Source organism: Pseudomonas sp. LBUM1672 (assembly GCF_059695655.1).
In genome coordinates this window covers 3782498-3804504 of the sequence record NZ_CP166781.1, presented here as the reverse complement: position 1 = coordinate 3804504, position 22007 = coordinate 3782498, and the positions used below count along the sequence as shown (strand labels likewise).

General features: G+C 58.4%; 15 protein-coding genes. 10 read left to right on the top strand and 5 right to left on the bottom strand.

The features are described from left to right. Positions 1 to 6 precede the first annotated feature (6 nt). From ACA053_RS17275 to ACA053_RS17265, 3 genes are all read right to left on the bottom strand, one after another. Positions 7 to 2220: a hypothetical protein gene (locus ACA053_RS17275; RefSeq protein ID WP_497311937.1), complete on the bottom strand. Its 2214-nt coding sequence runs from the start codon at positions 2218 to 2220 to the stop codon at positions 7 to 9. Between the two features lie 41 nt (positions 2221 to 2261). Then, complete coding sequence (gene wecB / locus ACA053_RS17270; RefSeq protein WP_109636119.1) at positions 2262 to 3500, bottom strand: non-hydrolyzing UDP-N-acetylglucosamine 2-epimerase; 1239 nt, start codon at positions 3498 to 3500, stop codon at positions 2262 to 2264. Positions 3501 to 4103: 603 nt separating this feature from the next. After that, complete coding sequence (locus tag ACA053_RS17265; RefSeq protein ID WP_497393212.1) at positions 4104 to 4991, bottom strand: LysR substrate-binding domain-containing protein; 888 nt, start codon at positions 4989 to 4991, stop codon at positions 4104 to 4106. 134 nt (positions 4992 to 5125) lie between these two features. Between ACA053_RS17265 and ACA053_RS17260 the strand changes: the two genes are divergently transcribed. The 3 genes from ACA053_RS17260 to ACA053_RS17250 are packed head-to-tail and all read left to right on the top strand — an operon-like array spanning position 5126 to position 8190. Then, entirely contained in the window at positions 5126 to 6178 is a 1053-nt protein-coding gene (locus tag ACA053_RS17260) for an agmatine deiminase family protein (RefSeq protein ID WP_497393211.1), read from the top strand. Positions 6179 to 6182: 4 nt separating this feature from the next. Then, complete coding sequence (gene aguB / locus ACA053_RS17255; protein WP_497393210.1) at positions 6183 to 7091, top strand: N-carbamoylputrescine amidase; 909 nt, start codon at positions 6183 to 6185, stop codon at positions 7089 to 7091. 1 nt (position 7092) lies between these two features. Then, complete coding sequence (locus ACA053_RS17250) at positions 7093 to 8190, top strand: extracellular solute-binding protein (RefSeq protein ID WP_497393209.1); 1098 nt, start codon at positions 7093 to 7095, stop codon at positions 8188 to 8190. Between the two features lie 112 nt (positions 8191 to 8302). Here ACA053_RS17250 and ACA053_RS17245 read toward each other — a convergent pair whose 3' ends face one another. Then, positions 8303 to 9205 (bottom strand): carbohydrate kinase family protein, encoded by a 903-nt coding sequence (locus ACA053_RS17245; protein ID WP_497393208.1) that lies wholly within the window; start codon positions 9203 to 9205, stop codon positions 8303 to 8305. A 30-nt stretch (positions 9206 to 9235) separates the two neighbouring features. Then, a complete protein-coding gene (locus ACA053_RS17240; protein ID WP_497393207.1) occupies positions 9236 to 10186 on the bottom strand; it encodes a cupin domain-containing protein in 951 nt (316 codons plus the stop codon). Between the two features lie 294 nt (positions 10187 to 10480). On the opposite strand from ACA053_RS17240, the gene ACA053_RS17235 reads away from it, so the two are divergent. The 7 genes from ACA053_RS17235 (at position 10481) to ACA053_RS17205 (ending at position 22002) form a co-directional block, all read left to right on the top strand. After that, positions 10481 to 11788 carry an ABC transporter substrate-binding protein gene (locus tag ACA053_RS17235; RefSeq protein ID WP_109632600.1) on the top strand — a complete coding sequence of 436 codons (1308 nt, stop codon included), beginning with the start codon at positions 10481 to 10483 and terminating at the stop codon, positions 11786 to 11788. Between the two features lie 167 nt (positions 11789 to 11955). Continuing rightward, a complete protein-coding gene (locus tag ACA053_RS17230; RefSeq protein ID WP_497393206.1) occupies positions 11956 to 12882 on the top strand; it encodes a carbohydrate ABC transporter permease in 927 nt (308 codons plus the stop codon). Between the two features lie 10 nt (positions 12883 to 12892). Beyond that, positions 12893 to 13723 carry a carbohydrate ABC transporter permease gene (locus ACA053_RS17225; protein WP_462010068.1) on the top strand — a complete coding sequence of 277 codons (831 nt, stop codon included), beginning with the start codon at positions 12893 to 12895 and terminating at the stop codon, positions 13721 to 13723. A gap of 32 nt (positions 13724 to 13755) precedes the next feature. Next, positions 13756 to 14853: an ABC transporter ATP-binding protein gene (locus ACA053_RS17220; protein WP_497393205.1), complete on the top strand. Its 1098-nt coding sequence runs from the start codon at positions 13756 to 13758 to the stop codon at positions 14851 to 14853. Positions 14854 to 14915: 62 nt separating this feature from the next. Continuing rightward, positions 14916 to 15689, top strand: coding sequence for an L-iditol 2-dehydrogenase (locus ACA053_RS17215; RefSeq protein WP_497393204.1), 774 nt, complete (start codon positions 14916 to 14918; stop codon positions 15687 to 15689). 545 nt (positions 15690 to 16234) lie between these two features. Next, on the top strand, positions 16235 to 17359 hold the full coding sequence (locus tag ACA053_RS17210) for a response regulator (protein ID WP_497393203.1): 1125 nt from the start codon (positions 16235 to 16237) through the stop codon (positions 17357 to 17359). Between the two features lie 92 nt (positions 17360 to 17451). Beyond that, positions 17452 to 22002 carry a PAS domain-containing hybrid sensor histidine kinase/response regulator gene (locus ACA053_RS17205; RefSeq protein ID WP_497393201.1) on the top strand — a complete coding sequence of 1517 codons (4551 nt, stop codon included), beginning with the start codon at positions 17452 to 17454 and terminating at the stop codon, positions 22000 to 22002. Positions 22003 to 22007: the final 5 nt, after the last annotated feature.

Genomic DNA, 22007 nt, shown 5'->3' with positions numbered 1-22007 from the left:
GTTCCGTTACTGGCGATTGCGACGGGCGTTACGGCCAGCCAGCAACAGGATGAGAACCAACAGGATGCCACCCGGAATCAGCCACAACAGCGACGGTGTCCGCCAGGCGTCGAGGCCTTTGGGTTCTTCGTTGTCGATCAATTGGCTGCCGCTTGGATCTTGAGTGTCGAAGGTGGTCAGTGCGCCGTTGTCGCCCAGGATGGCCACATCGCCGCGGGTCAGCAGAATTTGTTTGGCGAAGCGTGGCGTGTCGGTGCCCAGTGCGCGATAAACCATGCCGCGCTGGCCGCCGGCATCCACCACTTGCAGCGAGGCCAAGTGGTTGAGGGGATGCACGTCAAGCAACACCTGATCCTTGTGATTGATGCGCAGGCGTCCCTGCTCATCGACCTGCACCGACTCCTTGCTGTCCTTGATCGGCAGCTCGAAGGCGAGGAAGGCCTTGTCCTGCGTGACCGAGGCGTTCGGGTCAGTGACGACCTTTAATTGCGCCCGCAGCGGCGAGACACCGGCGGCGTCGGCGACCGAAATCACCTGCGGCAAGCTGCTCGCCGGGTGCTCAAGGTAGGCCCGCGGCACCAGGATTTGCGTGTCCTTGGCAAAGCGCGCGGCCATGCCGGAGAAGTCATCACCCAGCGCGGTTTTTTCCAGCACGATGTGGCTGGTCGGCAGCACCGACACAGGGAAGGCTTGTGGCGTTTCCAGGCAGCGATCACTCACTGGCTGACGCTGGAACGACACGCGTAGCACGTTGGTCGCGCCCACGGCGTAACGCGGGATGCGCGCTTCGATGCGTTGTTTTTCACCGTTGGCCACCAGTTGCTGCGCACCGATCAGGTAATCATTGAGAAACAGCGAGGCCACCGGCGCAGTGTCCGAAGCGCCGGGCGCGGCAGACACGTCGACCACAGCCTTGACCGGCAAGCGCCCGTCGTAAGCCACGCTGCCCAGAGGGAATGACGTGCTCCAGTCAGACTTGGCCAGCACGTCGATGGCGCCGGGATTGCCGCCCAGGCGCGACAGGGCGACACGGCCGTCGGTGCTCAAGGGCAGCAGCGCTTCGCTGATGGTCAATTGGCGACTGCGCGCCAGTTTGTTCCAGGCGGTACTGAACAAGGCCAGCGCCTTGCCGGTGGCAGGCGGCGCGATCATCAGGACCGGACGCGTGCCCACCAAGGCCAGGCGCACATTGTCTGTGCCATCGGCAGCAAGGCCGGCATTGATATGCGTCTCACGCCATTGCGTGAACGCGTTGGCCGCCGTGGCATCGAGGCCCTGGATCTGGCTCTGCAGCGCGTCGAGGGATTCATTGACCGCTTGGAGCAGTTGCGGGTCGTTGACCGCCAGATCCGCCTGGACGTTCGGCGTTTGGCCCAATACCAGCAATGCGCCAATCTCCGCCGGGTTCGCCAAAGTGTGCGAACCCTTGCCGTTGAGGCTGGCGAACGCTGGAATACCTTGCAGTTCGGCCGGAATGCGCAGGCCGCTCAGGTCGACGCTGTCTTGTACGGCAGGGAAGGGCAGGATTTGACTGCGCTTGCCAATCCGCTCCAGTGCCACGCCCAGACGCCACGCCGAATCGTAGCTTTCAGCGGATAAGGTGCCGGGCGCGACCATGATCCCCGGCTTGCCGGGCAAAGCCGTCCACGCTGCGCCGACGTCGCGCAACTGGCTGGCGTCGTAGCTGTAAGTCAGGCGGGTGTCCGGTTCGATGCGCAAGACGTTGCCGATGGCGCGTTCGTCTTCGCACAGCACACGGGACACGATCGACGACCAGGCAATGCCCAGGCGCACAGAGCCGCTGTCCCGCGCTTTTTTGTCCACGCCCAGCGTGGCGCTGGCGTCACCCTGAGGTTCGCTGAGGCCTTCGGCGCGCACCGGATAACCGTCCAGCGACAGCAGCAGCGTATTGCGGCCACCTTCGCCATTGAGGTAGCTGGCGTCGAAGTTCAACGTCGCATCCGTCAGCGGAACACCTGCCGGTACGGGCAGATACAGTTCACGGCGGGCATCGGTGGAGCCGAGGATGATCGGTGCGTCGATCCCCAGATCGCTCAAGCGCACCTCACGCTCTTGCCGGGTGTCGGCGTTGAGCCGGTTGATCGCCTGGGTGAGCGGACTGTCCGCGGCCAAGGCAAAGGTCGGCATGAGCGCGAGCAGGCTCACACCACAGGCAAGGGTGCTGAGTGCACCCGTATGGATGGCAACGGAAGACTTCATTCAGGTAGATCTCGAGCTGATAAGGGGAGGAGCGGTTTGGTTTATCGAGAGGTGAAAGCCGGGTAATGCTTCTCGGGCACAGACTGTGTTGACGGGTAGTGCAGGAACTTGGGCAAGGACTGGCTGGCCACGATGAAATCGTCCACCGGGCGGCCCATCAGGGCATCGACGATGCGCGCACTGGCCTTGCCGTCGCCGTAAGGGTTGGCCGCCTGGGAGCAACGACGCCACAGCAGATCGTCATCGAACAGCGCGTTGACGCCGGCGATGATCGAGTCCGGCGAAGTGCCGACCAGACGCACGGTGCCCGCCGCGACAGCTTCCGGGCGTTCGGTCACATCACGCATGACCAGCACCGGTTTGCCCAGGGACGGCGCTTCTTCCTGCACGCCACCGGAATCGGTGAGGATCACATGGGCTCGTTGCATCAGGCGCACGAAGGCCAGGTAGTCCAGCGGCTGGATCAGGTGCACGTTGGGCAGGTCGCCCAGATGCTCGGTGACCGGGCCCATGACATTCGGGTTCAAGTGCACCGGATAAACGATCTGGATGTCCGTGCGCCGGGCCAGATGGCTCAGGGCCTTGCAGATATCCAGGAAGCCTTCGCCGAAATTTTCCCGACGGTGCCCGGTGACCAGCAGGACCTTGCGGCCGGCCTGCAGGAACGAGAACTGCCGGTCCAGGCTGGCACGCAGGTCGGCGTCCTGCTCAATGCGCCGAGCGGTCATCTGCAACGCATCGATCACCGTATTGCCGGTGACAAAAGTGCGACCCTGCAGGCGTTCGTCGAGCAGGTTCTGGCGCGATTCGTGGGTCGGCGCAAACAGCATGTCCGCACCCAGGTCGATGCAGCGACGGTTCATTTCTTCCGGCCACGGGCTGTAGATATCACCGGTTCGCAGCCCGGCTTCCACATGGCCGACCGGGATGCGTCGATGGAACGCCGCCATCGCGGCGACCATGGCCGAGGTGGTGTCGCCGTGCACCAGCACCCGGTCCGGGCAGGCCATTTCCAGCACCGGATCGATCGCCCCGTAAAGCGCCGCCGTCAACGAGTTGAGCGTTTGCTGTGGCGTCATGACATCGAGGGTGTAATCGGCCTTGAGGTCGAACAGATCGAGCACCTGTTTCAACATGCTTTGATGTTGGCCGGTGATACATATCTGCGAATGAATGCCGGGTTCCGCAGCGAGGGCTTTGACTAACGGCGCCATCTTGATGGCTTCCGGACGGGTACCGAAGATCGAAAGGATTTTAATCCTTGAATGATGGCGAGCGATGATTGCCTTCCTTGCGCAGTTTGAGTGCGCAGCACAATGCAGGCCCAAGTTTTATGGAGACTTGAGCAAGCGGTGTTATCTGAATTTTGATTAATACCGGGAGATCAGCGTGGGCGCTGATGATCACTTCATGTGAGAGGTTGTATCGCCTTTAAACCCGGAAGCGGCGGGATTATTAGCATCGAAGGGGAATGTTTTAAAGAGTTATATGAGGTTTTTTATTTAATAAATAAGTTTGAAACTTTTGTAATGATGGTCTGTCTTTTTTTGGTTTTGTGTTTTTTGAGAAGTTTGGTTTTTTGTTGTTGTTCGTATTTTAAGTCATTGATTTATAGGTGTTTTATTATTTTGTCGCCGTTCGTCGGTGCGTGTGAATTATTGTTTGGTTATAGCAGTCGCGATTGACCGTATTCACAGTGTTGTTTTCTGAAACATCAGTCACTTATATGGCGCCTGAATAATGTCACGATACACTGAATATTTTTTTTGAACTAATAAAGTTTCTTCTAAAAATGCTGTCGCGCAAGAGTAGTGGGCAGAGTGTTCTGTTGTGAAATGGGAACTTCGCCAACGTTTATGGCTGGCTAACTGACGCGCACCCATTTATGTCGCAAGTGCGGACGCCGTCTGGTTCGCTGCCTCCAGGTTACTCAGCAGCCATTCGACGAAACTTCGTGCCAACGGATTGTTCTCGCTGTCACGGTGAGTCAGCAGGGCCCAGTTCGGACCGCGAATGGTGCCTTCCACCAACGGTTGCAACAGTCCGCTATCGCGCGCTGGCCGACTCAATAGTTGGCTGACCAGCGCAATACCAAGCCCCGCGCACGCCGCGTCCAGCAGCAGGCCGGGGTCGGAGAAATTCAGCCCCTGATCTTTCTGTCCGACATCAATGCCAGCCTCCACGGCCCAGTGACTCCAGTCCATTTCCCGCTCGCCGTGAAGGGTGGTGCGCTGCTCGACAGGCACCGCCAACAGGTTCGGGTGACAGGCCGGGTAGAGGCGGTCGGCGTGCAGCACCTTGAAGCTGCACTCGGCCTGGGAGCTGATGTCGTCGCGCACCGCGAGGTCGATGGTCTGGGTGGTCATGTCCGGGACTTCATCGGTGCTGAAAATCCACAGATCGACCTCCGGATGCTGCCGGCGAAAATCCCCCAGGCGTGGCAACAACCAATGACGAGCGAACGTCGGCGTGGTGTTGAGCACCAGTTGATTGGGTTTCTGATATTGCCCGAGGCGACGAATGCCGACCGCCAGTTGCTGCAATAACGCCTGGGTGGTGCTGAGCAAATCGTGACCGGCATCGGTCAGGCTGACACTGCGTCCGCTGCGAAAAAACAACGGCTGCTCAAGGTACGTTTCAAGCGTGCGAATCTGCTGGCTGATCGCCGATTGGGTCAGGTGCAACTCGTCGGCAGCCTTGTGAAAACTGCCCAGGCGGGCGGCGGCTTCAAAGCCGCGAAGGGTGCTGAGCGGAGGCCAGTGCTTAAGCATATTGATAAGTTCCTCTAATCACTTTTCTACAAAATCCATCGTTTGTTGGCCATATTTTAGGGCCGTAGCATGCATGCCAAGACCGCGAAGGCAGTTTTCATTGAACACAATGACTTAACTAAAGGGTGCTTGTCATGCAGCAGAACGAACTTCAAAACAGTGGCTGGTGGATGCCGGCAGAATGGGTAAAACACGCCGCGACCTGGATGGTCTGGCCGCACAACCAGGCACTCTGGGAGTCGGGTTGGCGCGTTACCCTGGCGCAAGTGCAGAAGGATTTTGCCGGGGTGGCCAACGCCATCGCCCGTTTCGAACCGGTGACCATGGTGGTCGATCCGTCGGCCGTGGCGAGCGCCCAAGCGCTGTGCGGACCCAACATCGAGCTGATCGAATTGGCGGTGAACGACAGTTGGTGCCGTGACTCCGGCCCAAGCTTCGTCTGCCACCCGCAACAAGGCCTGGCCGGGGTGAGCTGGCGCTTCAACGCGTGGGGCGGCAAGTCGGCCCACGATCTGGATGAAGGCCTGGCACGCCGCGCACTCAATCACCTTGGCTTGCCGTGCTTTGGCACACCGCTGAGCAACGAAGGCGGCGCGATTCATGTGGACGGCGAGGGCACGCTGATCACCACCGAGTCGGTGTTGCTCAATCCCAACCGCAATCCGGGGATGAACAAGGCTGAAATGGAGGAGATCTTCAAGCGTCTGCTGGGCGTGAAGAAAACCATCTGGCTGCCGGGCGATCCGGATTACGTGACCGGCGACATGACGGACGGCCATGTCGATGGCGTCTGCGCATTTGCACGCCCTGGCGTGTTGCTGGTGGATGCCACCCACGACAAGCGGTCGGTGTATGCCGAAGTGGCCCGCGAGAACCGCCGCGCGCTGGAACTGGCCACCGATGCCCAAGGCCGCAAGTTCGAGCTGATCGAGCTCTATGAAGCCACTGATGCGGTGGACACCGAGGCCGAAGTGTTCTGCGCTTCCTACACCAATTTCTACATCGCCAACGGCGCAATCATCATGCCGGCCTATGGAATCGACGCTGACAACGCGGCGGCCGAGGTGTTGGCCCAAGCGTTCCCGGGGCGCGAGGTGGTGCCGGTGCGAATCAATCACTTGGCCCATGGCGGCGGCGGGGTGCATTGCATCACCCAGCAGCAGCCCGCCTGGCCAGTGCAGGGGTGATGCCATGACGCTGCTAACGATTGCCACCGCCCAGATGCCGTGCACCTGGGACTTGCCGAACAACCTCGATCAGGCTGAGCAATTGGTCCGCGAGGCGGCGGCGAAGGGTGCCCAGGTCATCCTGTTGCAGGAGCTGTTTGCCACGCCGTATTTCTGCATCGAACAAAGCCATAAGCATTTGGCGTTGGCCGAAGAATATCGATACAGCGGCGTACTCAAGCGCTTTGCCGCGTTGGCCAAAGAATTGGGGGTGGTGCTGCCGCTGAGCTGGTTCGAAAAGGCCGGCAATGCGTACTTCAATTCCCTGAGTGTGGCCGATGCCGACGGGCGCTTGCTGGGGGTGTATCGCAAGACCCACATCCCCAACGCCATCGGGTATCAGGAGAAGGAATACTTCAGCCCAGGCGACACCGGTTTCCGTGTCTGGGACACGGCGTTCGGACGCCTCGGTGTGGGGATCTGCTGGGACCAGTGGTTCCCCGAGACCGCGCGCTGCCTGGCGTTGATGGGGGCAGAAGTCTTGCTGTTTCCCACCGCCATCGGCTCTGAGCCAGGCTGCGAAACCTTGGATTCCCGTGACCATTGGCAGATGACCATGCGCGGGCATGCCGCTGCGAACATCCTGCCGGTGGTGGCGGCCAATCGCGTCGGCCGTGAGGTGGCGACCACAGATCCTGCGTTGCAGATGAGCTTTTACGGCTCGTCGTTTATCTGCAATCACAAAGGCAAATTGCTCGCCGAAGCCGACCGGGACAGCAGTGGCGTGCTGGTGCACAGCCTCGACTTGGCCGCTATGCGCGAAGAGCGCCTGAGCTGGGGCATCTACCGCGACCGTCGCCCGGACATGTACGGGGCGTTGCTGAGTCAGGACGGTCGTCACCTTCATGCACGCTGGAACACTCAAGGAGTCTGACATGCGCATTCCCCACAAGCTGTTGCTCGGCGCCTTGGGACTGGCAATCGCCTCGTCGTCGCTGCATGCCGAAGATAAAGCCCTGCGGCTGTACAACTGGGCCGATTACTTCGCCGAAGACACCCTCGCCAGTTTCACCGCCGAAACCGGGATCAAGGTGATCTACGACGTCATGGATGGCAGCGAAACCCTGGAAGCCAAGATGCTCGCCGGCGGCAGTGGTTATGACCTGATCTTCCCCGGCGACACCGTTGCCGAACGCTTGATGCGCGCCGGCAGTCTGCTGACGCTGGACCGCTCAAAACTCACCGCCATGGACGACATCGAACCCGGTTTGCAGAAGCTGCGCAGGCAGTATGAAACGTCGAGCCAGGCTACCGTCCCCTACACCTGGGGCACCATCGGCCTGACCTACAATGACGGACAGATCAAACAGCGTTCGCCCCACGCCCCGGTCAATAGCCTGGACATGCTGTTTAAACCGGAACTGGCGGCGAAATTTACCGACTGCGGCATCTCGATGATCGACTCGCCGGACGAAGTGCTGGCGGTGGTGCTCAATTACCTGGGGCGTGAACCACGCAGCGCCAAGCCAGAAGACCTGGCCGCAGCAAGTGAGCTGCTGATGAAACTGCGACCGTACATTCGCAAGTTCCAGTCGCAACCGGTGACCGATCTGGTGAACGGCAACCTGTGCCTGTCCCTCGGCTACAGCGGCGACATGACCCAGGCGCAACGGACGTCGGACAGCGCCGGCAAGCACACCCGGTTCGAGTACCGCGTTCCCCGCGAAGGCACGACAGTGTGGATGGACACCATGGCGATTCCGGTCGACGCCAGACACCCGGAGTACGCCTACGCCTTCATCAACTTCGTCATGCGCCCGCAAAACATGGCCGCCATCAGCAACTTCACCGGCTACCCGACTTCCAACGCCAAGGCTCGCCAGGACGTCGATGCGACGATGCGCAACAACCCGGACATCTACCTCGATGAAGCGACTTATGCGCGGTTGATTCCAGGCAAGGACATTCCCCAATCCGACATGCGCGCGCGGATGCGCACCTGGACCAAGTTCAAGACGGCCACTGCAAAATGAGTGCTATAGACAAGGATCCACACATGCCGACGCGTCGGGGACCAGTCATCAACCGGCGACTTGATCGGGGTGGAAGCGAAAGCGCAATGCCTTCGCCAACTCTGTCAGAGCGTCAAACTGAGGTGTTGAGTAAACGCTTCACCTCGTCCAGCGCAGGCGCATAGGCACCGGCATGGCGGCAGGATATCGACGCGCAGGCGGCTGAAAACTGCAGGCGCTCCCTCGGATCGGCCATGCCCAGCAAGTCCGCTGCCAGCCAACCGGCCATGCAAGCGTCGCCTGCCCCCACCGTATCCGCGACGTCCACCGCAATCGCGGGTTGCTCGTAAACAGTGTCCGGGGTGTGCAACACCATGCCGTGCTCACCGCGGGTGAACAGGATTTGCGCGTGCGGGTTAAGCCCACGCAGCTCATCCATGGCCTGGCTTTCGGTGAGCCCTGGATAGAGGTGCCGAAGGTCTTCGTCCGACAGCTTGATCAGGTCGGCGAGGGCGGTCATCGTCGGGAAGGTCTGCGCGCGGTAGTGGCTGTCCATCAAGTTGCGCCAGTTCGGATCGAAGCTGATCCGTTTTCCTGCCTCCTTCGCTCGCGTGGCCAAGTTGACTAACTGGTCTGCCAGCGGTTGGCGGGCCAGGCTGATGCAGCTGAAATGGCAGATTTCAGCGTGGACCATCCAGTTGTCCGGCAACTGCTGCGCATCGAAAAACAGATCGGCGTCGCCGGCAAAAAAGTACCGTGGTGGACGGCTCGACGGGACGATGGCCACCAGCGGATCGCGGTCTGCCCGTTGCAGGAACCGCATATCCAGACCTGCCGCAGCCGATTGCCGGACGATTTCATCGCCCAGTGAATCCGTGCTCACCGAGCCTGCGAACGCGGTGCTGACGCCCAGGCGACTCATCGCTCGGGCGACGTTCCACGGCGCACCGCCCGGATAACCTGTCCACTCCCCGGGAAGGCCCTGGACAAGGTCGGTCAGGGCTTCGCCAAATACGACTGCGCGAGGCAATACCATCGTCATTTCCTTTTATTTGTTATTGCTGACTCAATGAGCGTTGGTGAACGGCAGGGAAGGGTGGGGACCGTTGCGATTGAACAGGGTCATCGCCGTACCGCGACGGTATTCACTCGGGGTCTGGTCCATTTCGATACGGAAGTGCCGGTTGAAGTTGGACAGGTTTTCATAGCCCACTTCAAAGCAGATGTCCGCCACTGACATCTCGGTTTGCAACAGTAGCCGGCAGGCACGTTGAACCCTGAGCTTGCGCATCAGGTCGATGAAACCGTGGCCGGTGACTCGCTTGAAGAAGCGCGAAAAACCGGGTTCGCTCATGTCCAGGCGCTGGGCAATCACCGACAGGCGAATATCGCCTGTGAGCTCAGTCAACAGGTAGTCAAAAGCCTTGTGGATGCGCTCGGAGGCGCGGGCGTCCAGGGTTGGCGCGTAGCAGGCGCTGGCGAGCAAATGGACGTCCTGTGTGGGCGCTTTCATCAGTGCATTGATCAATTGAAGAAACAGAATCAGGCGCTCGAGCCCTTGAGCAGGGCCAATGTCTTCCAGCAGATGTGCGGCCTGCACAGCCGTTGCGCCGGTGAATTCCAGGCCCCGGCGTGCACGCTCAAACAGGTGCTGAAGCTCGCCCAGTTCGGGCATCGTCCCACGCAAGGCCAGAATCGCCGCGCCGTCGAATTGCAGCACGACATCGCGTCCCGCCAGGAACTCACCGGGCGCCAGGTCGCCTATCCAGTCATGGGGCAGGTCAGGGCCGATCAGCGCCACATGACCGGCGCCGAATGCGCCGATGTAATCCCCCGCCACCAGCTTGCCGCTGCCTTGGCGGATCAGGTGGATTTCGAATTCCGGGTGATGGTTCCAGCGAGCCAGGGAGTAGGGGTAGTCGTGTTCATACCAGCGAAAACAATGATCGGGCTCGGGAAGGATGACCTCCAGTTCGGCGGGTCGCTGTTCAAACAGCGCTGCTCGGCTATCAGGCATGGCAGGTCTCTTTCTTTGTTATTTGTTGTTCGTATGCGAGCAACATACGCCTTCATGCCCGGCGTTTGCTAGCTCAGGGATTGCCTGGCACTGATACTTTTTTGATCGTTGGGTTGTTTTTCAAGCGGGGTTAAAAAAGTATCGGTTTGCCGTCCTCTGTGCGTTTGTCCGGGGTTTTCCAAGCTGTTGTAATCAAGCCGTCCACCCTGGCTGCGCAGTTGTATTTGCCCAGCGATGGTTAACAACAAAAATAATAGCTCCCGTCGTCCAAGGCGCGGAGCGGAGAGCACTACGATGAACATCCCGAAAGCGCTTTTCCTTTCCGCCGGCCTGTCCTTTGCCCTTGTCAGTCATGCTGCCGAAACGGTCACCATCGCCACTGTGAACAATGGCGACATGATCCGGATGCAGCGGCTCTCCAAGATTTTTGAACAGCAGCACCCTGATGTGAAACTCAATTGGGTGGTGCTGGAAGAAAATGTCCTGCGTCAGCGCCTGACCACCGATATTGCGACTCAGGGTGGGCAATTCGACGTGCTGACGATTGGTACCTATGAAACGCCGCTGTGGGGCGCCAAGCATTGGCTTGAGCCGATCACGGCACTGCCGCCGGCGTACGACCTGGAAGACATCTTTCCCTCGGTACGCCAGGGCTTGTCGGTCGACAACACGCTCTACGCCTTGCCTTTCTATGGTGAAAGCACGATCACTTATTACCGCACCGACCTGTTCAAGGGGGCCGGGTTGACCATGCCGGAGCATCCGACCTGGACCCAGCTCGGCGAGTTTGCCTCCAGGCTGCACGAACCTGATAAAGGTCAGTACGGCATGTGCCTGCGGGGGAAGGCAGGGTGGGGCGAGAACATCGCGTTGTTGAGCACTATGGCTAATGCCTTCGGTGCTCGCTGGTTCGATGAAAAGTGGCAGCCTGAACTTGCCAGCCCGGAGTGGACGGCAGCGGCGCACTTTTACGTCGATACCCTGAAAAAGTATGGACCGCCCGGTGTGTCGAGCAATGGCTTCAACGAGACCCTCGCATTGTTCAACAGCGGCAAGTGCGCGATCTGGGTGGATGCCAGCGTCGCGGGATCTTTCACGACGGACAAGGAGCAGAGCAAAGTCGTCGACAGCGTGGGCTTTGCCCCGGCACCGACGGAGGTGACCGACAAGGGTTCGTCGTGGCTGTACGCGTGGTCGTTGGCGATACCGGCCACCTCCAAGCATAAAGAGACTGCCAAGGCGTTCATCACGTGGGCCACGTCGAAAGAATACATTCAACTGGTTGCTGAAAAAGACGGCATTGCCAATGTTCCGCCAGGCACGCGTCAATCCACGTACAACGAGGCTTATCTACAAGCGGCGCCTTTTGCGCAGGTGACCTTGCAGATGATGCAGCACGCCGACCCTGCACACCCCTCGATCAAGCCGGTTCCATACGTCGGCATCCAGTACGTCACCATTCCCGAGTTCCAGGCGATAGGCACTTCCGTGGGCAAACTGTTTTCCGCTGCGCTGACCGGGCAGATGTCGGTCGATCAAGCACTCGCTGCCGCACAGACCTCCACCGAACGCGAGATGAAGCGCGCCGGTTATCCCAAATAACCCCTAGCCATCCAAATTGTGGCGAGGGAGCTTGCTCCCGCTGGGGTGCGAAGCGCCCCCAAAAGCTTTGCGACTGCTGCGCAGTCGAGCGGGAGCAAGCTCCCTCGCCACAAAAGCCCGCTCCCACATTTTGATCTTCGTCTGTCTGTCCTAATCGGTTAAATGCCATGAATATTTCAACTGCCAAAGCTCACATGGACATCCCCCAACCGGTGCGTAAAAGCCGGTTGGCCAATCCCGGCTGGTTTCTGGTCAGTCCCTCGGTGGCGTTGTTGCTGCTGTGGATGATCGTGCCACTGGGCATGACCGTTTACTTTTCGATGATCCGCTACAACCTGCTCTATCCCGGTGAAAACGAGTTCGTCGGGCTGGAGAACTTCAGCTACTTCCTGACCGACTCCGGGTTCATGCCCGGCGCCACCAACACCCTGTTGCTGGTGGGCAGCGTGTTGCTGATCAGTGTGGTGCTGGGCGTGCTGATCAGTGCGCTGCTGGAAGCCAGTGAATTCCTCGGCCGCGGCATCGTTCGAGTGATGCTGATTTCGCCGTTTTTCATCATGCCCACCGTCGGCGCGCTGATCTGGAAGAACCTGATTTTCCACCCGGTGTCGGGGATTCTCGCCTACGTCTGGAAACTGTTCGGCGCGCAGCCGGTGGACTGGCTGGCGCATTACCCGCTGCTGTCGATCATCATCATCGTCTCCTGGCAATGGCTGCCGTTCGCGATCCTGATCCTGATGACCGCCATGCAGTCTCTCGACCAGGAACAGAAGGAAGCCGCACGCCTCGACGGCGCCGGGCCGATCGCGATTTTCTGGCACCTGACCCTGCCGCACTTGGCCCGCCCGATTGCCGTGGTGGTGATGATCGAAACCATCTTCCTGCTCTCGGTGTTCGCCGAAATCTTCACCACCACCAACGGCGGCCCCGGCTATGCCTCGACCAACCTCGCGTACCTGATCTACAACCAGGCACTGGTGCAGTTCGACGTCGGCATGGCGTCCGCCGGCGGCTTGATCGCGGTGGTGATCGCCAACATCGCGGCCATCGTGCTGGTGCGCATGATCGGCAAAAACCTGACCGACAAGACTTGAGGCCTGCGCCATGACCCTTCAACAATCCCGCCGTCTGCAAAGCCTGCTGCTCGGCACCCTGGCCTGGGCCATCGCGATCCTGATCTTCTTCCCGATCTTCTGGATGGTGCTGACCAGTTTCAAGACCGAAATCGACGCCTTCGCCACGCCGCCGCAGTTCATCTTCACGCCGACTTTGGAGAACTACCTGCACATCAACGAGCGCAGCGATTACTTCAGCTTCGCCTGGAACTCGGTGGTGATTTCCTTCAGCGCCACGGCCCTGAGCCTGCTGATCGCGGTGCCGGCGGCGTACTCGATGGCGTTCTACGAAACCCAGCGCACCAAAGGCACGCTGCTGTGGATGCTCTCGACCAAGATGCTGCCGCCGGTGGGCGTATTGATGCCGATCTACCTGCTGGCCAAGAGTTTCGGTTTGCTTGACACGCGCATCGCACTGATCGTGATCTACACGCTGATCAACCTGCCGATCGTGGTCTGGATGATTTACACCTACTTCAAGGACATCCCCAAAGACATCCTCGAAGCCGCACGCCTGGACGGCGCGACCCTGTGGCAGGAAATGGTCCGCGTGCTGCTGCCGATCGCCAAGGGCGGACTGGCATCCACGGTGCTGCTGTCACTGATCCTGTGCTGGAACGAGGCGTTCTGGTCGCTGAACCTGACCTCATCGAAAGCCGCGCCACTGACTGCGCTGATCGCCTCCTACTCAAGTCCCGAAGGTCTGTTCTGGGCCAAGTTGTCGGCGGTCTCGACGCTGGCCTGCGCACCGATCCTGATCTTCGGCTGGATCAGTCAGAAACAACTGGTCCGCGGCCTGTCGTTTGGCGCCGTGAAATAGCCCTCAAAGAATAAGCACAAAGGAGCGCCACCATGGCCAACCTGAAAATCAAGAATCTGCAAAAAGGCTTCGAAGGCTTTTCCATCATCAAGGGCATCGACCTGGAAGTGAACGACAAGGAATTCGTGGTCTTCGTCGGCCCGTCGGGCTGCGGAAAATCCACCTTGCTGCGCCTGATCGCCGGGCTGGAAGAAGTCAGCGGCGGCACCCTCGAACTCGATGGCCGCGACATCACCGAAGTCAGCCCGGCCAAGCGCGACCTGGCGATGGTGTTTCAGACCTACGCCTTGTACCCGCACATGAGCGTGCGCAAAAACATGTCCTTTGCCCTCGACCTGGCCGGCGTGCCGAAAGCCGAAGTCGAGAAAAAAGTCGGCGAAGCGGCACGCATCCTTGAGCTGGGACCGATGCTCGAACGTAAACCGAAACAGTTGTCCGGCGGCCAGCGTCAGCGCGTAGCCATCGGACGCGCCATCGTGCGCAACCCGAAAATCTTCCTGTTCGACGAACCGCTGTCGAACCTCGACGCCGCCCTGCGGGTGCAGATGCGCCTGGAGCTGTCGCGACTGCACAAAGAGCTGCAAGCCACGATGATCTACGTGACTCACGATCAGGTTGAAGCCATGACACTCGCCACCAAAGTGGTGGTGCTGAACGGTGGCCGGATCGAGCAGATCGGCTCGCCACTGGACCTGTATCACCAACCGGCCAACCTGTTCGTCGCAGGATTTTTGGGCACGCCGAAAATGGGTTTTCTCAAGGCCACCGTGACTTCCAGTAGTCATCAGGGTGTCGAGGTCGAGCTGGCCTCCGGTCGACGTCTGCTCATCCCCCGTGACGCAAGCACCTTGATGGTGGGCAGCGCAGTCACCGTCGGTATCCGTCCCGAACACCTGCGTCTGGATGAACAAGGGCAATTGCCGATCACCACCGACGTCACCGAACGCCTGGGCAGCGACACGTTCTGCCACGTCGTCGCGACGTCTGGTGAAGCGCTCACAGTCCGGGTGAATGGCGACTGCGAGGTCGCTTATGGCGAGTCGCGCCGGGTGGCGCTGGACGTGCTGCATTGCCACTTGTTCGACGAGCACGGCAAAGCATTGGCTCCCCTGATGCGTCGCGCTGCCTGACCGCTACGCCAACCATGCCCACGATTGGGCGAACCGAATTTCAGAAAACGGATGAACCCTCAATGAAACGACTAGAAGGTAAAAGCGCGCTCGTCACCGGATCTGCCCGAGGCATCGGGCGGTCTTTTGCTCAGGCTTACATTCGTGAGGGGGCGACGGTCGCTATCGCGGACATCAACCTGGAACGCGCCCACGCCACGGCCACCGAGCTGGGGCCTAACGCATACGCTGTCGAGATGGACGTTACCCGCCAGACGTCCATCGATGCGGCCATTGCCGCTGTCATCGCGCAGACAGGCAAACTCGATATTTTGATCAACAACGCCGCACTGTTCGACCTTGCGCCCATCGTCGAGATCACCCGCGACAGCTTCGAGCGTCTGTTTTCGATCAATGTCGCTGGAACGCTTTTCACCCTGCAGGCAGCGGCACGTCAGATGATCAGTCAGGGCCACGGCGGCAAGATCATCAACATGGCCAGCCAGGCGGGACGAAGAGGGGAGGCCCTCGTGGGTGTGTATTGCGCGACCAAAGCGGCCGTGATCAGCCTTACCCAATCCGCAGGCCTGGACCTGATCAAACACGGGATCAATGTGAACGCCATCGCGCCAGGCGTCGTCGATGGCGAACATTGGGACGGTGTCGATGCAATGTTCGCCCGCTATGAAAATCGGCCATTGGGTGAGAAGAAAAAACTCGTGGGTAAGGAAGTGCCCTTTGGGCGGATGGGCACCGCTGACGACCTGACGGGCATGGCGATTTTCCTCGCATCGCCCGAGAGCGAATATGTGGTGGCCCAGACCTACAATGTCGACGGTGGTAACTGGATGAGCTGACATCGCGGCGTTCAGCGCCGGCGTGGCGAAGGTGCAATGCCTTCGTTACGCCGGGTTCAGTGGTTATGTCGGTGGTGGGCCGATATCGACCCGTTGCAGCCATTCGGGACGTGTTTCCCTTGGAAGATGCCAGGACAGTCCATAAATGTTGGCGTAAAACCAGCCGAAACGCTCGAGCCGTTAGCCAAGACTGCTTGGATCCGTGAGTCAGAGGGGTTAGCGCATTTTTGGGTGCCTAGGGCAGCGAGCAGCAGGACGGAATCACTCAAGCAATTCCGCTATGGCGGCGTTTCATGCACTAACCCCCGCTCTCCTGACTACCTGTGAGCTGTTTGCTTGCTTGTATAGTTCGCGGGTCAGGAATAGATTCAACCGTTCAAGGATGCCATCTAACCATCCGCCAAAGGGAAATTGCCGTGATTTACCCAAAATCGCTCGGTTACAACCTCACCCCTTGATCTCAACGACGTCTATGTTTGCTGTTGGCTGACAGTCAGTCACTAAGGCGTTGCTAAGTTACGTGTCAATCCAGTGAGGATTATCGAATGCGAGTGATGATTCTGGATGATGACCCCTGGATATCCGATCTTTTAAAACAGCTCGTGTTGAGCATCCGTCCGGTTGCTCAGGTCGATTGCTTTATCGATGTCGCTAGTGCTTTAGACGCTTGGCAGCCAGGCACCTATCAGTTGGTGATGGCCGACTGGAATCTACCGGATGCCCCCGGCGTCAACCTGTTGCAGAAAATTCGCGAAAAAGATCAAGACACGCCGCTGATCATGATCACCGGCCGCGCTGATCGAGACAGTGTGCTGGCGGTAAAATCGCTGAGAATCAGCGCTTTTTTCACCAAGCCATTTCAGGTTTCGCGCGTCGTACAATGCCTGGATACGCTCCTTCCGCTTGATGAGCCCCCACGAGCCACCACTATCAACACTGAAGACCTGATCAGTTATCTGAGTGGTTTGTCTGCGGGTGAGTTGGACTTACCTTTACTGGCCTCGGTCAAAGACAAACTTCGGCTCGGCTATGGCGGGGCGCCAATGGATTTAAGAGAACTCGCCAATGATTGGCAGTATGACCCGGCGCTATGTGCCCACTTGATCGCCGCCTCCAACGGTGCCGCATATCTCGGGCTCGGGCAGCCATGCACGAATTTGAACAGTGCCCTGGCGCGGCTGGGAGGACTTACCAGCGTGAATCTGGCGATTAGCCAGGCCCTGCGACAGACCAATACTCAACCTGACGGCATGCTGAAGACTTTCATCCAGGCTCATCTGGATGATGCCGAGCGTTTAGCTGAAAGGGCTGTTCTTCTGGCTCAACAATGTGGTCTGGATCCCGCTCCGCTGCAAAGTGCCGCCCTTCTGCACCGCATGGGCGAACTCTGTGTGCTGTACCAAACTCAGAAATGGGAGAACCGGGGCAACAGCGTGGCCGAAGAAACGCTCGCGCACGCTGTTCGTGATTTTGCAGCGCCTTTTGCCGTTCGCTTGAAAGCAAGCTGGAGGCTACCAATGGTTCTACGTGAACTGGTAGGTGCTATCTATGCCTTGCCGCCCATGCAAGTCCGCCGCGAACAAGTGGTGATGCGCCTTGCCGCCGCCGTGAACAACGGCGAACCCGAAGCAGACATTGAAAGGCTTAAACGATTGGCCGGCCTGAACTAGCTTATTGGGGTCTTGCAGGTTGGATATCTCGCGTTCCCCAACTGGGTTCGAACTTTAATCTTGAAGGCTTTAAGGCCTTCTGCGATGGGACAATGCGGGTGAGAAAGCATAGGTTTTTTGCATTGAACTGGGGAGTAGCTATCACTCTGGCCGTGGGATTAGGGGCAAGCTTTCTGGGTGGCTGGATCCTTGAACGTAACAACGAAGAGCAGGCGCAAGAAGCGATTGCAGCGGCAACCGAAGACGCCGCAGAGTTGGTTTTAACGCGCCTCAATCTTTACCAATACGGTTTGCGAGGCGCTCGTGGCGCTGTGCTCACAGCGGGCGAGTATGGCATTAGCAGTGAAGTGTTTCTCCGATATCACAGAACCCGTGACCTCGCTTTCGAGTTCCCCGGCGCCAGTGCTTTTGGTTTTATCAGGCGTGTACCGGAGCGCGATGAAAGCGAGTTTCTCAAGCACGCTCGAGCCGACGGCGCTGCTGACTTCTCCATCCATCAATTCTCAGCGCACTCAGGCGAGCGCTACGTTATTCAGTATGTCGAACCGGCTAAAGGTAACCGGGCTGCCATTGGCTTGGACATAGCGTCAGAAACATCGCGGCGAGAGGCGGCACAATCCTCGATACAAAGCGGTGCGGCACGGATCAGTGGGCCCATCACGTTAGTACAGGCCATGGGAAAACCGCAGCAGTCTTTCCTGGTATTGATGCCCATCTTTCGCGGTGAAGTCACTCCGGTGACCGCTGCTGAACGAGAGGCAGCTGCTTTTGGCTGGAGCTATGTTGTGTTGCAGACCGAGGAGGTACTTAAAGGCCTGCGCATAGAAAATGAGACGGTACATTTGCGATTAAGGGATATCACCGTCCCAGGACAAGAGAAGCTGTTTTATGAAAGCACCGACGACTCGGCTCGCCGTGAAACGCTGATGACCCATCAGCTGGAGCGCGAGGTATACGGAAGGCGGTGGCAAATCGAACTCGACGCAAATTCGCTGTTCATCCAGCGCCTGCATCAGGTTTCACCAAAAGTTGTGCTGTTTTTCGGTGGTTTTCTCACGCTTCTTCTAGCGACCTTGGCGAGTGTCGTGAGTGTCAGCCGTCAACGTCGGCGGCAGATATTTGTCGAGCAGGCAAGGCTGGCTTCCATCGTTGAAAGCTCGGGCGATGGCATTATTGGAAAAAACCTCGATGGCGTCGTCACCAACTGGAACAAAGGCGCCGAGCACCTTTTTGGTTTTACCGCCGAGGAGGCCGTGGGCCAGACACTGGCCAATTTGATTGTTCCTCTGGAGCTTGTCACAGAGGAAGCTCGTATCCTTGCGCGCATCAGGGCGGGTGAGCGTATCGGCAGCTTTGATACGCAACGCCATCACAAAGACAGGCGACTGATCGATGTCTCCGTCAGCATCTCCCCCATTTATGGCGAGGGTGGTCGCGTCATTGGGGCGTCCAAGACGTTAAGGGATATCTCGGCGAAAAAAGTGGCAGAGGCTCGAATTCTTGAACTCAACTCCAGCCTGGAAGAGCAGGTTGCGCAACGAACATCCGAGTTGCGGCATCTCAATCTGTTGTTGGACACGGTGCTACGCTCGGCTACTGAGGTTTCGATCATTGCGACGGATCTCGATGGCGTTATCCGTGTGTTCAACAAAGGTGCCGAGCACTTGTTGGGTTATGACGCCGAAGAGTTAGTAGGCAAAGACACCCCGGCGCTCTTCCATGTCCCAGAGGAAGTCGCTGCACGTGGCGTTGAGCTGAGCGAGGAGTACGCTCAGACTATCGACGGTTTCCGTGTGCTTACCCATAAACCTGAGCTTGAAGGCGCAGAAATCCGAGAGTGGACTTACGCACACAAGGATGGCTCGCGGTTTCCTGTCACGCTAGTGGTCACCTCCATGCGCGATACCGATGGGGTATTGAGCGGTTACCTGGGTATTGCGGTAGACATTACCGAACGTAAAGCAGCTGAAAAGGAACTGGCTGCGAGCCTGAAGACGACACTGGAACAACGCAGCGAACTGATGGCGGTGCACGATCAACTGGTGATGGCTGCTGAAGTGGCCGAATTGGGCGTCTGGTCTTGGACGTTGGCGGACAATAACTTGCAGTGGAATGACCGTATGTTCGAGTTCTACGGGCAGCCACTGACGTTGCGCAATACGGGTCTGAGCTATATGCACTGGTACTCACGTGTTCACCCTGAGGATGTCGTTGCAGCGGCTGCAAAACTGAATGCCGCCGTCGAGGGGACTGATGTGTATGACACGATTTTTCGTGTCGTTCGCCCGGACGGTCAGATTCGCTTTATACAGGCCGGCGCGCAGATTGAACGCAGCCCGAACGGTGCGGCATTGCGTGTGACCGGGATCAATCGGGACATCACTGTCCAACGCGAGCTAGAGTCACATCTGCTTCACGCCAAGGAACAGGCCGATGCAGGGAGTGCGGCCAAGTCTGCCTTCCTGGCCAACATGAGTCATGAAATACGCACACCGATGAACGCCGTGTTGGGTATGTTGCAGTTGGTGCAGAACACTGACCTGAATGGTCGCCAACTCGATTATGTGACCAAAGCGCAGACCGCTGCGAAATCACTGCTGGGCTTGCTCAATGACATTCTCGATTATTCCAAGATTGAGGCGGGCAAGCTGCAACTCGATGTGCACCCGTTCGAGCTTGAACCGCTCATGCGTGACCTCGCCGTTGTGCTGACAGGTAACCAGGGCGATAAGGAGGTTGAGGTCATGTTCGACCTGGACTCCAATTTACCCAACGACCTGATCGGCGATAGCCTGCGACTGCAACAGGTACTGATCAACCTGGCGGGTAATGCCCTCAAGTTCACCTTGGAAGGCCAAGTCGTGGTCAGCGTTGAACAACTGAGGCGCACGGAAAATGCTGTGAGCTTGCGCATCGCCGTTTCTGACACTGGCATCGGTATCAGCCCGGAACAACTTCAGCGCATTTTTGAAGGTTTCACTCAGGCCGAGGCTTCAACTTCCCGGCGTTTTGGTGGTACAGGTCTGGGCCTGGTGATCTGCAAAAGGTTGGTCACCTTGATGGGTGGTGAACTTCAAGTGGAGAGCAAGCAAGGTGTCGGGAGTCGTTTCTGGTTCGATATAACTCTGGATGTAGCGCCGACGTCACTGCTGAGATCTGCCTGTACTGGAGTCGATGTGTCCTTACGGATTCTGATCGTTGACGACAACGCCATGTCGGGTGAATTGCTGTCGCGAACCGTTCATGCATTAGGGTGGCAGGCCGACCTCGTGAGCGGTGGCACGCAAGCAGTGGAATGGGTGAAAAACGCCAAGGCGAGAGGCGAAGCCTACGACGTGGTACTGATGGACTGGCGGATGTCCGATATGGATGGGCTGAGCGCTGCGCAGTTGATCCATCAGCAGGGTAACGGTGTGCCACCTCCGATGGTCATTATGATCACTGCTTACGGCCGCGAAGTATTGGCCGACGCCCACCAGGCGGGAGACGCCCCCTTCGTGGGTTTTCTCACCAAACCGGTCACTCCCAAGCAGCTAGCCGACGCTGTTCAGCGAGCGCTCGAGGGCAAAAACTTGCCGCAGTCCCTCGTACCTCGATCAACGTTTGACAGGCCGCAGCGTCTGGCCGGGCTACGGCTATTGGTGGTGGAAGACAACATGCTCAATCGCCAGGTAGCCGATGAGTTACTGACAAGGGAAGGTGCGCAGGTGACACTGGCTGAAGGCGGGCTGGAAGGTGTGAGCAAGGTGATGAATGAGCGTGTGTCCTTCGACGTCGTACTAATGGATATCCAGATGCCAGATATTGATGGCTTGGAGGCGACTCGTTGCATTAGATCGAACCCACGCTTTGCAACACTGCCGATTGTGGCGATGACCGCAAATGTCTCCAATACCGACCGTGAAGCCTGTCTTGCTGCGGGGATGAATGATCATGTTGGCAAACCCATAGACCTGGAACAACTCGTCGTAACGCTGCTCTTTCAATCAGGCCGTGAAGATAGCCAGGCATCTTTAACCTTGGGGCAAGTCAATACAGGAGAAGGCGTTATAGAGTCTCGTGCATCAACTATTGACCGCTTTGGGGGTGACCTCGATTTGATCCGCAAGGTGCTACGCACCTTTGGCCCAGAGATGGAAAAACAGCTTGTCCAGTTGCGCGATCAGATCCAGCGGCAAGATGCATCAGGGGCCGCGTTTGTACTCCATACCATTAAAGGTAGCAGCGGCACTATGGGTGCCAAGGCGGTGTCGCTCCTGGCCGGCAACCTGGAACACACACTAAGACACGGAGATGCAGCGTCTGTAGCGAGCATCTTTGTAGACCCAACATGGTTTGACGAATTAAGCAGGTTGCTGCAACAAAGCCTGGAGCAAATGAATGTCGATTTTGGTCAGGGCCCGCGTGCAAAAAGCAGTACTGACGAAGATTCCATGGCACCGGCGCAATGGAGAGAGTCCCTGGAGGAGGTTTTGCTGTTGTTGGAAGCGGGGAACCTTCAAGCCATAGAGCTGGCAGACGCATTGGCGTCAAAAACGCCGCAATCCCTGCGCCCACAGTTCGACGAACTTGTTGCCAAGGTGCAGTCGCTAGACTTTTCCGCTGCGATGCCGATTGGTCGTGACCTGTTGAGATCTGCCTGATGGAA